Source organism: Krasilnikoviella flava (assembly GCF_900167525.1).
In the GTDB taxonomy this organism is placed as follows: Bacteria; Actinomycetota; Actinomycetes; order Actinomycetales; family Cellulomonadaceae; genus Isoptericola; species Isoptericola flavus.
This window is the reverse complement of sequence record NZ_FUZQ01000003.1, coordinates 619,757-632,710: the sequence shown is the minus strand read 5'-3', so window position 1 is coordinate 632,710 and position 12,954 is coordinate 619,757. Positions and strand designations below refer to the sequence as shown.

The window sequence follows — 12,954 nt, the reverse complement described above, 5'->3', positions numbered from 1 at the left end:
CCCCTGGGACGGCGCGGACTACGGCTTGCGGGCGCTGACGATCATGTGGGTGCCGAGGAAGCGGCGCCGCCAGGTGACGTCGTCGAACCCGAGCCGCCAGAGGATCGAGGCGACCTGCTCGGGGGACATGAACCCGAGGGTGGTCTCCTCGAGATAGGTGTACGACTTCTTGTCGCGCGCCACGAGCTGGCCGAGCAGCGGGATCACGACCTTCACGCCGAGCGTCACGGGGAGGCGCAGCAGCCCGCGGGGCGGGCAGGTCTCCAGCAGGGCGAGGCGGCCGCCGGGCTTCAGCACGCGCAGCTGCTCGGCGAGCACGCGCTCGGCGTCCTCGACGTTGCGCAGCAGGTACCCGTGCGTGACGGCGTCGAACGACGCGTCGTCGAAGGGCAGGTCGTCGGCGTCGGCGAAGCCCCAGGTGACGGCGTCGGCGCCGGGCTTGCTGCGGGCGCCGTCGAGCATCCCCTCGGAGAAGTCGACGCCGTGGATCGTGGCGCCCGGGTACTGGCGGGCCGCCTCGAGGGCGATGACGCCGGTGCCGGTCGCGATGTCGAGCAGGGACCCGCCGACGGGCACCTGCGCGCGGCGCGCGACGTCGCGGCACCAGGCCGCGTGCCGCCCCAGCGTCATGAGGCGGTTCATCCGGTCGTAGTAGCCGGGGACCGTGTCGAAGAGGCGCTGGACCTCCTCGCCGTGCGGCGAGGGGTGGGTCACGCGGCGAGCTCCTGACCGCTCATCTTGTGGATGGACGACATCACGTGGTCGGTCAGCTCCCGACGCACCTGGGCCGGGCGGGCCCCGGCCGTGAGCTGCCGCGACGGGTCGATCGGGGCGCCGAAGTGCACCTGGATGCCCCGGGTCGGTCGCGGGATCCGCTTGCCGACGGGCTGCACCTTGTCGGTGCCCCGCAGGGCGACCGGCACGACGGGCGCCGACCCGGCGAGCGCGAGCCACGCCACCCCGGTGTGCCCCTGGTGCAGCTTGCCGTCGCGGGAGCGGGTGCCCTCCGGGTAGATGCCGAACGCCCCGCCGCGCTTGAGCACGACGAGCGCGTCGTCGAGCGACCGCTGCCCGGCACGCGGGTCCTCGCGGTCGACGGGGATGTGGCCCATCGTGGTGAAGAACCACCGCGACACGCGGCCCTTGAGGCCACGGCCCGTCCAGTACTCCGCCTTGGCGATGAAGGTGACGTGCCGGGGCACCACCAGCGGGATGACGATCGAGTCGATGAACGACAGGTGGTTGCTCGCCAGGATCACCGGGCCGCGCCGGGGGATGTTGTGCAGCCCCGTCACCTGGGGGCGCAGCAGCACGTACACCAGGAGCGACAGGACGAGGCGCAGGAACCGATAGGTCACCGGACCATTGTGCCCCCTGGCCCGTCCGGCTCGGCCGAGGCGAACCCGGCGGGGGCGTGATCAGGGGGTTCGCGTCTCGGCGGCCGCGAGGAGGGCCTCGGCGGCCCCGCGCGCCGCGCGGGCGACGCCGGTGTCGTGCGTGATCGCGGCGGTGGTCTGGGCGCCCTCCGCGAGCAGCACGACCTGCAGCGCGACGGTGTCGGGGAGGCCGGCCTCGCGCACGAGCCCGAGCACGTGCCCCCGGAAGGCCTCCTTGTGCCCTCGCACGGCGTCGGCGATGCGCGGCGACGTGGCGCCGAGCTCGCCGAACGAGTTGATGAAGGCGCAGCCCCGGAAGCCGTCCTCGCGGAACCAGGCGTCGAGGAAGTCGAAGACGGCGAGGATCCGCTCGCGGGGGCTGCCGGCGTCGGCGGCGGCCGCGGCCACGCCGTCGTCCCACTGTCGAGTGCGCAGCGCGAGGACGGCGACCACGAGGTCCTCCTTGGACTGGAACAGCCCGTAGATCCGCTTGAGCGACACCCCGGCCTCGGCGCGCACGGCGTCCATGCCGACGGCCTGCACGCCGCGGGCGTAGAACAGCCGGTCGGCGGCCGCGACCACGGAGTCACGTGCCGCGTGCTCGTCGAGCATCGTTCACCCTCTCGTCGTCCTGTCTCCCCTTGCGGAGAGAACCATCGTTCTCTACTGTAGCGAACAGCGGGAGAACGAGCGTTCTCCCCTCCTTCGGAAGGAGCACGACCATGGGCTACATCACCGTCGGGCAGGAGAACAGCACGGACGTCGAGCTGTACTACGAGGACCAGGGCTCCGGTCAGCCGGTCGTCCTCGTGCACGGCTATCCGCTCGACGGGCACAGCTGGGAGCTGCAGACCCGCGAGCTCCTCGCCGCCGGGTACCGCGTCATCACCTACGACCGCCGCGGCTTCGGCGCGTCCAGCAAGGTCGGCTCGGGGTACGACTACGACACCTTCGCCGCCGACCTCGACACGGTGCTCACCACGCTCGACCTGCGCGACGTGATCCTCGTCGGCTTCTCGATGGGCACCGGCGAGCTCGCGCGGTACGTGCACAACCACAGCCACGAGCGCGTCGCCAAGCTCGCCTTCCTCGCCTCCCTCGAGCCGTTCCTCGTGCAGCGCGACGACAACCCCGAGGGCGTGCCGCAGTCCGTCTTCGACGGGATCGCGGACGCGGCGCGCGGCGACCGGTACGCGTGGTTCACCCAGTTCTACAAGGACTTCTACAACCTGGACGAGAACCTCGGTACGCGGATCTCCGAGGACGTCGTGCGCGCCAACTGGATCACCGCCGTGGGCTCCGCGCCGGTCGCCGCCTACGCCGTCGTCCCCACGTGGATCGAGGACTTCCGCGCCGACGTCGAGGCGGTGCGCGCGGCCGGCAAGCCGACGCTGATCCTGCACGGCACGAAGGACAACATCCTGCCGATCGACGCCTCGGGGCGGCGCTTCCACGCCGCCGTGCCCGACGCCGAGTACGTCGAGGTCGAGGGCGCGCCCCACGGCCTGCTGTGGACGCACGCCGACGAGGTCAACGCGGCCCTGCTCGCGTTCGTCTCCCGCTGAGCCCGACGGCCCGGCGGCTCAGCCCGCGGTGAGCAGGTAGTCGTCGGCGTCGTCGTCCCACGCGAGGGCGACGGCGCCGGCGGCCTGCGCACCCTTGGCGAACTGCAGGAAGCCGCGGTAGCCGAGCGCCTTCTCCGAGAAGTCGGGGCGGCGCTTGCGCACCTCGTTCTTCAGGCCGGACAGCGGCGCGCTGCCGCCCGCGTCGCGCACTACCTGGCGGAGCAGGTCGAAGGCGCCCTCGGTGTCCTGCTGCTCCGGCAGCGCCACCTCCGGGTCGCCGGTCGACGGGCCGTCCGACAGCACGACGAAGTCGCGGTCGGCCAGGAAGCGCAGGAACTCCCCGAACGTGCGGAAGCCGTAGTCGGACTCGCTGAACGTGGGGTCCTTGCGCACCAGCGTGCGCTTGAGCATCGACGCCGTGACCGAACCGCTCGTCGACGCCTGCAGGTCGGCGAGCGTCTGCGCCACCCTGACCTCCATCGGCGCGTCCTCGCCCGGTGACGCGGCGGCGTCGTCCTGCTCGAGGTCGGTCTCGACCACGGCCTCGACGGCGGGCTCGGCCGTGGGCTCGGCGACGGCGTCCGCGGGCGCCTTCCTGCGACGGCGCGTGCCCGTGGTGCCCGACGCCGCGGGCGCGGCCTCCTCGGCGGGCGCGGCGGGCTCGGCCGTCTCGGCCGGTGCCTCCGCGGGGGCAGGGGTCTTCGCCCGGCCGCCCCGGCCGCCGCCGGACCGCCCGGTCCCCTTGCCGGCGCCCCGGCCGCCCCGCTTGGGAGCGGGCGCCTCGGACTCGTCGGGCACGTCCACGCCCTCGAGCCGGTCGTAGAAGAGGAACTCGTCGCAGGCCGGCGGCAGCAGGCGCGACGTGGAGTTCTCGACGCCGACGCCGATGACGCGCTTGTCGAGCTCGCGCAGCTTGTGCACCAGCGGGGAGAAGTCGGAGTCGCCGGTGCACATCACGAACGTGGTGATGTACTCGCGCTCGAACGCCATCTCGATCGCGTCGACCACCATCTTGATGTCGGCGGCGTTCTTGCGGGACGCGCCCATCCGTTGCGTCATCTCGATCAGCTCGACCTGGTGCCGGGTCAGCATGCGCCGGTCCTCGTCGAAGTACGACCAGTCCGCGTACGCGCGCCGCACCACCACGCGGCCCCGCACGGCGAGCGCGTCGGCGATGGGCTTGAAGTCGAACTGCATGCCGCCCAGGTGGTCGCGGGCGCCGAGCGCCAGGTTCTCGTAGTCGAGGAAGACGGCGAGGCGCTCTTCGGTGTCCATGGCCGCCACACTATGCCCGCGCCGTGCCGGAACGCCCGCCACCAGGGCCAGGGCCGACTCCCACGGACGCTGCGCCGTCGTCCACGGCGCGCGACGTTCCGTCACCCTTTCTTCACCCCCTATCCTGTGGCGGTCCCCGCAACGTCGCGACGCCCTGGAGGCTCACCTTGTCCGCAGATTCCGGAGCTACGACGGCGACGGACGAGATCGTCCCCGACCCCTCGCTCCCCCCGACGGCGGTCCCCGCCGACGAGCTGAAGCCCCGCTGGACCTGGCAGAAGGTCGTGCTCTGGGCGGCGATCGCGCTGCTCGGCGGCGTCGCGTGGGTGATGATCGCGCTGGTGCGCGGCGAGACCATCAACGCGATCTGGTTCGTCTTCGCCTCCGTGTGCACGTACCTCATCGGGTACCGCTTCTACTCGAAGGTGATCGAGCGGTACATCACACGGCCCGACGACCGGCGCGCCACCCCCGCCGAGACGCGCGAGGACGGCAAGGACTTCGTCCCGACCGACCGCCGCGTGCTGTTCGGCCACCACTTCGCCGCCATCGCCGGCGCCGGCCCGCTGGTGGGCCCCGTGCTCGCCGCGCAGATGGGGTACCTGCCGGGCACCATCTGGATCATCGTCGGCGTGGTGCTCGCTGGCGCCGTGCAGGACTACACGGTGCTGTTCTTCTCCATGCGCCGCGGCGGCCGCACCATCGGCCAGATGGCGCGCGAGGAGCTGGGGCGCATCGGCGGCGTGGCCGCGATCGTCGCGTCGCTGCTGATCATGATCATCATCGTGGCGATCCTCGCCCTCGTGGTGGTCAACGCCCTGGGCGAGAGCCCGTGGGGCGTGTTCAGCGTCTCCATGACCATCCCGATCGCCCTGTTCATGGGCATCTACCTGCGCTACCTCCGCCCGGGCAAGATCACCGAGGTCTCGCTCATCGGCTTCGTGCTGCTGCTCGCCGCGATCATCGGCGGCGGCATGGTGGCCGACACCGCGTGGGGCGCCGAGTTCTTCCACCTCGACCGCACCACCATCGCCGTCGGCGTGATCGTCTACGGCTTCGTCGCCGCCGTCCTGCCCGTGTGGCTGCTGCTCGCCCCGCGCGACTACCTGTCCACCTTCATGAAGGTGGGCGTCATCCTGGTGCTCGCCGGCGCGGTCGTCATCGTGCGCCCCGAGATCTCCGTCCCCGCGGTCAGCGAGTTCGCGGGCTCCGAGACGGGCCCGGTCGTGGCCGGCAACCTGTGGCCGTTCCTCTTCGTGACGATCGCGTGCGGCGCCCTGTCGGGGTTCCATGCGCTCATCTCGTCGGGCACGACGCCGAAGCTCGTGGAGAAGGAGCGGCAGACCCGCTTCATCGGGTACGGCGGCATGCTCATGGAGTCGTTCGTGGCGATCATGGCGCTGGTCGCCGCGATCTCGATCGACCGCGGCGTGTACTTCGCCATGAACTCGTCGGCGGCCGCCACCGGCGGCACGATCGAGGGCGCGGTCGCGTTCGTGAACTCGCTCGGCCTCGCCGGTGTCAACCTCACGCCCGACGTGCTCAGCACCCTGGCCAGCCAGGTGGGCGAGCCGTCGATCGTGTCCCGCACGGGTGGCGCCCCGACGCTCGCGCTCGGGCTGGCGCACATCATGCACCAGCTGGTGGGCGGCACCGCGATGATGGGCTTCTGGTACCACTTCGCGATCATGTTCGAGGCGCTGTTCATCCTCACCGCCGTCGACGCCGGCACCCGCGTGGCCCGCTTCATGCTGCAGGACACCATCGGCAACGTGGCGCCGCGGTTCAAGGACATGAGCTGGCGACCCGGCGTGTGGATCTGCACCGCGATCATGGTCGCGGGCTGGGGCACGATCCTCTACCTGGGCGTCACCGACCCGCTCGGCGGCATCAACACGTTCTTCCCGCTGTTCGGCATCGCGAACCAGCTGCTGGCCGCCATCGCGCTCGCCGTCGTGCTCGCCATCGTCGCGAAGCGGGGCCGCGCCTACTGGGCGTGGCTGTGGATCGTGGCCGCGCCGCTGGCGTTCACGGCCCTCATCACCATCTGGGCGTCGTTCGAGAAGATCTTCTCCGACGTGCCCGCCGTGGGGTACTGGGCGCAGCACAACGCCTTCAAGGACGCCCTCGCCGCCGGGGAGACGTCGTTCGGCACCGCGCCCGACGTCGCGGCGATGGAGGCCGTGGTCCGCAACACCTTCGTGCAGGGCACCCTGTCGATCGTGTTCGTGGTGCTGTCGATCGTCGTGATCCTCGCGTCGCTGGTCGTGACCATCAAGGCGTTCCGCGCCGGCGGCGGCGAGAACCACGAGGACCCGGCTGTCCCGTCGCAGCGGTTCGCCCCGGCGGGCCTGTTCGCCTCGGCGACCGAGAAGCGGATCGAGAAGAAGTGGGCCGACGCCGGCCTGCGGGAGACCAGCGGTGCCGGGCACCACTGAGGCCGGCACCCCTGCGGTGCACCACGCCGCCCGGGCGCTGGCCCGGGCGGCGGCGGCCGCGTGGCGGAACCTGCGCTGGTACGTGCGGCAGGTGATGGGCGACGACGCCTACCGCACGTACGTCGCGCACGAACGGTCCGTCCACCCGGACCGTGAGCCGATGGGCGAGCGCGAGTTCTGGCGGGAGCACTACGCGGAGCAGGACCGCAACCCCGGCTCCCGCTGCTGCTGAGCGCGCGGGCGCGACGGCGGCGGCTGGGCCAGGATGGCCGCGTGCGCGCGATCGTCTTCGAGACCCACGGCGACCCCGAGGTGCTGCACCTCGCCGACGTCCCCGACCCCCAGGCCGGACCGGCGCAGGTGCGGGTGCGCGTCGAGGCCGCCGCCGTCAACGGCTGGGACCTCACGGTGCGGTCCGCGCCGGTGCCGGGCATGCGGCCACCGAGGTTCCCGGTGGTCCCCGGGCTCGAGGTGGCGGGCGTCGTCGACCAGGTCGGGGACGCCGTGACCGGGGTCGCGCCCGGCGACCGCGTCGTCGGGTTCGCCGTCGGCGGCGGGTACGCGGAGCTCGCCCGCACCTCCGTCTTCGCGCGGGTGCCGGACGGGCTCGCCGCGACCGACGCCGTCACGCTGCCCGTCGCCGCGGAGGCCGCGACCCGCGTGCTGCGCCGGCTCGGCGTGCGCGCCGGCGAGACGCTGCTGGTGCACGGGGCGTCCGGGTCGGTGGGCGAGCTGGCGACCCAGCTCGCCGTGCGCCGCGGCGCGCGCGTGATCGGCACCGCGTCCCCGCGGAACCAGGACCGGGTCGCCGCCCTCGGCGCCACGCCCACCCCGTACGGCGCGGGCCTGGTCGAGCGGGTGCGGGCGCTCGCCCCCGACGGCGTGGACGCCGTCCTCGACACCACCGGCGCGGGCGTCCTGCCCGACTCGATCGCCCTGCGCGGCGGCACCGACCGCATCGTCACCATCGCGGACGACGCCGCGGCGGACCTGCGCGTGGAGTTCAGCTCGCGGTCCGAGCGGGACGCCGGCGACCTCGCCGAGGCCGTCGCGGCCCTCGCCCGCGGTGACCTGGTGACCACCGTCGGCGCGGTGCTGCCGCTGGCCGACGCGGCCCGTGCGCACGCCCTGGTCGAGACCGGGCACCCCGGCGGCAAGGTCGTGCTGGTGCCCTGAGCAGGGCCTTCGCCCACCCCACGTCTCAGCAGGCGGTCTCATCCTCGACCGCATGGCGGATGCTGCGTACGATCGAGCTCCAGCCATCCAGAGCGGCCGAGAGTCCTGGCTCGACGACGCCGCAGCAACCCGTTCTCCGACGGAAGCCTCCCGAGGACGAAGGTGCTCACGCCAGGATCGATGGAGTGACGCATGGTCGCAGAGGCATCCCTTCCGCCCACCCCGGCGCTGCCGGCACGCCCGACGATCTCGTTCGAGCTCATGCCGCCCCGCCGGCCCGACGCCGCCCCCAAGTTCTGGGAGACGGCGCGCCGCCTCGTGGCCGCGCGACCGGACTTCGTGTCCGTGACGTACGGCGCGGGCGGCAGTGACCGGGCCACCGCCCGCCAGGTCGTGTCCACGCTGCTCAAGGGCACGCCCGTCCTGCCCGTGGCGCACCTGACCTGCGTGGGCGCGCACCGCGAGGACGTGTCCGCCGTCATCGACGACTTCCTCGACGCCGGCACCCGCGCCTTCCTCGCCCTGCGCGGGGACCCGCCGAAGGACCAGCCGGACTGGCGGCCGCCCGCCGACGGCGTCGCGTCCTCGATCGAGCTCGTGCAGCTGCTGCGCGAGGTCGAGGCCCGGCGCTGCGCCAGCGACCCGGGCGCCGCGCTGCGCGGTGCAGCCCGGCCGATGACGATCGCCGTCGCGACCTTCGTCGACGGCAACGTGCAGGCCGGCACCACCCGGACGCAGGAGGTCCGGCGCCTCAAGGAGAAGCAGGAGGCGGGGGCGGGCTTCGCCATCACGCAGCTGTTCTACGAGGCCGACTCCTACACCGACTTCGTCGCCGAGGCCCGCGCGGCCGGCGTGACGATCCCGATCCTCGCGGGGCAGCTGCCCACGACCGAGCCGCGCCGGCTCCGTCGCGTCGAGGAGCTCACCGGCGTCCGCGCGCCCCGGCACCTGCTGGACGCGCTCGACGCCGCGGGGGACCCGGAGGCGCAGCACGCCTACGGGACGGCCCGCGCCGTGGAGCTCGCCCAGCGCGTGCTCGACGCGGGCGCCCCCGGCATCCACGTGTACACGTTCAACAAGTACCGTCCCGCTCTGGACCTGCTCGAGGGTGTCCACCTCGGCGGACCGGCGCCGGCCGACGACCCGTCGGACGGCGCGGACCTGGCCAGAAGGCCGTGGGTACCGAGCATCCCGACCCAGGCTCCCGCCGTCTGACGCGCGGAGCCCGACCTCTGGAGTGCTCATGTCCACCACCCCCACCCCCGCCTTTCCGGGCGGCACGATCCTCGGCTATCCGCGCATCGGGCGCCGCCGCGAGCTCAAGAAGGCCGTCGAGTCCTTCTGGGCCGGGCGCACCGACGCCGTCGACCTGGAGGTCACGGCCGGCACGCTGCGCCGCGAGACCGCGCGTCGCCTCGTCGACCTCGGCCTGAACCCCGACGACGGCTCCGTCCCGGGCGCGTTCTCCTACTACGACCAGGTGCTCGACGTCGTCGCGCTGCTGGGCGCCGTCCCCGAGCGGTTCCGCGACCTGCTCGACGAGGAGGACGGCTCGCTGGAGCTCGACGGCTACTTCACCGTGGCCCGCGGCCGCGGCGAGGACGCCCCGCTCGAGATGACCAAGTGGTTCGACACCAACTACCACTACCTGGTCCCCGAGATCAGCGAGACGACGCCCGTCTCGTTCGCCGACCACCGCGTCGTGCGCGAGTACGCCGAGGCCAAGGAGGCCGGCGTCACGACCCGCCCGGTGCTCGTGGGCCCGGTGACGTTCCTTGCGTTGTCGAAGGCGGCCGACGAGGCGGGCGACGGGTTCCACCCGCTCGACCGGCTCGACGACGTCGTCGCCGCCTACGCCGACCTGCTGCGCGCGCTGGCCGCGGTCGGCGTGCCGTGGGTGCAGCTCGACGAGCCCGCGCTCGTCACCGACTCCCTCGACGTGCCCGCCGAGCGCCTGCACGACGCCGTCCGGTCCGCGTACCGGGCGCTCGCGACCGACCTCGCGACGGGCACCGACGACACCGACGACACCGACGACACCGACGACGAGCGGCCCGCGATCCTCGTGACCGCGCCGTTCGGGGGCCTCCACGACGACGCGCTCGCGCTCCTCGCCGCCTCCGACGTCGACGCGATCGCGATCGACCTCGTCAAGGGCGCCGTGCCCGCCGGCCCGGTGCCGGGCCTCGAGGGCAAGACCCTGGTCGCCGGCGTGATCGACGGGCACAACGTGTGGCGGGCCGACCTGGCCGCGAGGCTCGACGTCGTCGGGTCGCTGCGTCCCCTCGGCGCCGGTGCCCTCGCCGTCGGCACGTCGACGTCGCTGCTGCACGTGCCGCACGACGTCGAGGACGAGGTCTTCGCGGAGCCCTCAGCGGGTGCGGGGACCACGCTCGACCCGCGCCTGCGCGACTGGCTGGCGTTCGCCGACCAGAAGGTGGGCGAGGTCGCGACCCTGGCCCGCGGGCTCGCCGAGGGCCGTGACGCCGTTGCGGACGCGCTCGCGGCGTCGTCGGCGGCCGTGGCCTCCCGCGCGACCGCGGCCGGCGTCGTCGTGCCCGCGGTGCGCGACCGGGCCGCGGCGCTGACCGCTGCCGACTTCGCCCGCGGCCCGTACGCGGAGCGGGCGTCCGCGCAGGCCGCGCGGCTGAACCTGCCGGCCCTGCCGACGACGACGATCGGGTCGTTCCCGCAGACCCCGGAGATCCGCAAGGCGCGCGCCGCGTGGACCAAGGGGGAGCTCCCGGACGCCGACTACTCCGCCGCGATGCGCGCGGAGATCGGGCGCGTCGTGACGCTGCAGGAGGAGCTGGGACTCGACGTGCTGGTGCACGGTGAGCCCGAGCGCAACGACATGGTGCAGTACTTCGCCGAGCACCTCGACGGCTTCGCGGTGACGGCGAACGGCTGGGTGCAGTCGTACGGCTCGCGCTGCGTGCGTCCGCCGATCCTGTGGGGCGACGTGCAGCGCCCGGCGCCGATCACGGTCGAGTGGTCCGCGTACACGGCATCGCTCACCGAGAAGCCGGTCAAGGGCATGCTCACGGGCCCGGTGACGATCCTCGCGTGGTCGTTCGTGCGCGACGACCAGCCGCTCGGCGACACCGCGAACCAGGTGGGCCTCGCGCTGCGCGACGAGATCGCCGACCTGGAGGCCGCGGGCATCGGCATCGTGCAGGTGGACGAGCCCGCGCTGCGCGAGCTGCTGCCCCTGCGCCGCGCTGACCAGCCCGCCTACCTCGACTGGTCGGTCGGGTCGTTCCGGCTCGCGACGTCCGGCGTCGAGCCCGCCACCCAGGTCCACACGCACCTGTGCTACTCCGAGTTCGGCGAGGTCATCGGCGCCATCGACGGCCTGGACGCGGACGTCACCTCCGTGGAGGCGGCCCGCTCGCGCATGGAGATCGTGCCCGAGCTGGCCGACGCCGGGTACTCCCGCGGCATCGGGCCGGGCGTGTACGACATCCACTCGCCGCGCGTGCCGTCGGCGGACGAGGTCACCGAGCTGCTGCAGCTCGCGGTGAAGTCCATCGACCCGGCGCTGGTGTGGGTCAACCCGGACTGCGGGCTCAAGACCCGCCGGTACGCGGAGGTCGAGCCGGCGCTCGCCCACCTGGTCGCCGCCGCCCGCGAGGCCCGCGCCACCCTCTGACCCGGCCGACCATGCAGCTGCGCGCATTCTGGCGGCTCAGAACGCGCGCAGCTGCATGCTCTCCGCCCGGTCGCGGGGCCCGGTCATGGGGCCCGGTCATGGGGCCCGGTCGTGGGGGCGTGACGGAATAGACGTCGACCCGGGCGACGGTCCCGTGCCACCATGGAAGGGCCGGTCGTGCCCCCGGAGGCGCGAACGGACCAGACTTTTTCTCGAGCGAGGAGCGAGCGATGCGCGGCGTCGCAGGGAGCGGGGTGGGCCATCAGGCCTGCTCGGGCAGTCCCGCCTGCCCCGGCACCGCCTCCCGCTGAGCAGTTCGGTTCGGCAGGTGGGCGGTGCGGGGTTTCACCCTGCCCACCCCCGCTCACCCCGAAAGCCGATCTCTCATGAACCCGCTCACCGAGCAGCAGCTCCGCGCCTCCCTCGTCAACGCCACCCGCAGCGAGCGGCAGCGCATGATCGTCCCCGACCTCGCCGAGCTCGCCTGGGACCGCCTCGACTACCTGGGCTGGCGCGACCGCAAGCAGCCCCTGTCCGCGTACGTCGTCATGCCGCTCGACGACGCTCCCGACGCCGAGCCCGTCGGCGTCCTGCTGCGTGCCTCCGAGCGCACCGGCCCGCGCCGCGCCGCCATGTGCGCATGGTGCGAGGACGTCGTCGAGACGCGCGACGTGCAGCTCTACGTCGCGCGGCGCGGCGGTGCCGCCGGGCGCAAGGGCGACACCATCGGCACGTTGATCTGCAACGACTTCCGCTGCTCGCGCAACGTGCGGCGCCGGCCCACCCTCGCCGAGGCGGGGCGCGACGACGACGGCGTCCGCGAGGCGATCGTGGAGCGGCGCGTCACAGCCCTGCGCGAGCACACCCGCAAGTTCCTCAACGAGGTGCGCAGCACGGTCTGAGACGCCTGGCCCCTGCCTAACAGGCGGTCGACACCGTGATCCGGGACATCTGCCCGCGATCACGGTGCCGACCGCCTGTTCGGCGTCTCGGGCCTACCGGTAGAAGCCCTCGCGCAGGTTGATGCCGTGCTCGACCCACGCCTTGAGCGCGGTGAGCATGCCGGTCCAGCCCTCGCAGTTGCCGAACGCGTTCTTCGCGCCGCCCGGCGTGAGGGCCCAGGAGGACTCGGTGATGGTGACGAGCGTGCGGGTGTCGTCGTCGAGCGGCTCGAGCTCGAACGTCGTCGTGGTCTCGGCCGAGCCGTCGGCGGTGTCGGTGCCCTCCCACCGGACGACGATGCGGCGGGGCGGGGTGGCCTCGACGACGGTGACGGGGAAGCGGCCGGGGAAGTCGGCGAAGTCCCAGGACACGTCGGCCCCGGGCTCGAGACGCCCGCGGGCGCCGCCGGTGGTGAAGTAGCGGGAAAGCTGGTCGGGGTCCGCGATGGCCTCGTAGACGTCTCGGCTCGGGCGCGAGACGCGGCCCGAGACCGTGAAGGTGAGCTCGGAAAGTGCCTGCTTCTCGTTCAT

At 73.2% G+C, this 12,954-nt stretch carries 12 protein-coding genes and 1 riboswitch; of the genes, 7 read left to right on the top strand and 5 right to left on the bottom strand.

All coding sequences use genetic code 11. The features are described from left to right. Nucleotides 1-18: 18 nt before the first annotated feature. Genes B5Y66_RS10815 through B5Y66_RS10805 form a run of 3 tightly spaced genes read right to left on the bottom strand, consistent with a single transcriptional unit; the run spans nucleotide 19 to nucleotide 1,988 of the window. Entirely contained in the window at nucleotides 19-714 is a 696-nt protein-coding gene (locus B5Y66_RS10815) for a ubiquinone/menaquinone biosynthesis methyltransferase (protein WP_079574294.1), read from the bottom strand. Beyond that, nucleotides 711-1,358 (bottom strand): lysophospholipid acyltransferase family protein, encoded by a 648-nt coding sequence (locus tag B5Y66_RS10810; RefSeq protein ID WP_079574292.1) that lies wholly within the window; start codon nucleotides 1,356-1,358, stop codon nucleotides 711-713. The genes B5Y66_RS10815 and B5Y66_RS10810 overlap by 4 nt, the downstream gene beginning before the upstream one ends. 60 nt (nucleotides 1,359-1,418) lie before the next feature. After that, nucleotides 1,419-1,988, bottom strand: coding sequence for a TetR/AcrR family transcriptional regulator (locus B5Y66_RS10805; RefSeq protein WP_079574290.1), 570 nt, complete (start codon nucleotides 1,986-1,988; stop codon nucleotides 1,419-1,421). 110 nt (nucleotides 1,989-2,098) lie between these two features. On the opposite strand from B5Y66_RS10805, the gene B5Y66_RS10800 reads away from it, so the two are divergent. After that, complete coding sequence (locus B5Y66_RS10800; protein ID WP_079574287.1) at nucleotides 2,099-2,941, top strand: alpha/beta fold hydrolase; 843 nt, start codon at nucleotides 2,099-2,101, stop codon at nucleotides 2,939-2,941. Nucleotides 2,942-2,959: 18 nt separating this feature from the next. Here the strand turns inward: B5Y66_RS10800 and B5Y66_RS10795 are convergent, their stop codons facing one another. Beyond that, the gene (locus B5Y66_RS10795) at nucleotides 2,960-4,216 is read right to left on the bottom strand and encodes an NYN domain-containing protein (protein ID WP_079574285.1); all 1,257 of its coding nucleotides are present in this window, start codon (nucleotides 4,214-4,216) and stop codon (nucleotides 2,960-2,962) included. Nucleotides 4,217-4,383: 167 nt separating this feature from the next. On the opposite strand from B5Y66_RS10795, the gene B5Y66_RS10790 reads away from it, so the two are divergent. From B5Y66_RS10790 to B5Y66_RS10765, 6 genes are all read left to right on the top strand, one after another. Beyond that, nucleotides 4,384-6,654: a carbon starvation CstA family protein gene (locus tag B5Y66_RS10790; protein ID WP_176168841.1), complete on the top strand. Its 2,271-nt coding sequence runs from the start codon at nucleotides 4,384-4,386 to the stop codon at nucleotides 6,652-6,654. Continuing rightward, the gene (locus B5Y66_RS10785; RefSeq protein WP_407656381.1) at nucleotides 6,638-6,886 is read left to right on the top strand and encodes a YbdD/YjiX family protein; all 249 of its coding nucleotides are present in this window, start codon (nucleotides 6,638-6,640) and stop codon (nucleotides 6,884-6,886) included. Before B5Y66_RS10790 ends, B5Y66_RS10785 begins: the two co-directional genes overlap by 17 nt. A gap of 41 nt (nucleotides 6,887-6,927) precedes the next feature. After that, nucleotides 6,928-7,830, top strand: a complete 903-nt coding sequence (locus tag B5Y66_RS10780) for an NADP-dependent oxidoreductase (RefSeq protein WP_079574283.1) — start codon at nucleotides 6,928-6,930, stop codon at nucleotides 7,828-7,830. Nucleotides 7,831-7,910: 80 nt separating this feature from the next. Next, nucleotides 7,911-8,017: riboswitch (SAM riboswitch) on the top strand. A 5-nt stretch (nucleotides 8,018-8,022) separates the two neighbouring features. Then, the gene (locus B5Y66_RS10775; protein WP_079574281.1) at nucleotides 8,023-9,045 is read left to right on the top strand and encodes a methylenetetrahydrofolate reductase; all 1,023 of its coding nucleotides are present in this window, start codon (nucleotides 8,023-8,025) and stop codon (nucleotides 9,043-9,045) included. Between the two features lie 28 nt (nucleotides 9,046-9,073). Beyond that, a complete protein-coding gene (gene metE / locus B5Y66_RS10770) occupies nucleotides 9,074-11,482 on the top strand; it encodes a 5-methyltetrahydropteroyltriglutamate--homocysteine S-methyltransferase (protein WP_079574278.1) in 2,409 nt (802 codons plus the stop codon). 386 nt (nucleotides 11,483-11,868) lie between these two features. Further along, nucleotides 11,869-12,384 carry an FBP domain-containing protein gene (locus B5Y66_RS10765; protein WP_079574276.1) on the top strand — a complete coding sequence of 172 codons (516 nt, stop codon included), beginning with the start codon at nucleotides 11,869-11,871 and terminating at the stop codon, nucleotides 12,382-12,384. A 93-nt stretch (nucleotides 12,385-12,477) separates the two neighbouring features. On the opposite strand, the gene B5Y66_RS10760 is transcribed toward B5Y66_RS10765, so the two are convergent. Then, nucleotides 12,478-12,954 (bottom strand): SRPBCC domain-containing protein, encoded by a 477-nt coding sequence (locus B5Y66_RS10760; protein WP_079574274.1) that lies wholly within the window; start codon nucleotides 12,952-12,954, stop codon nucleotides 12,478-12,480.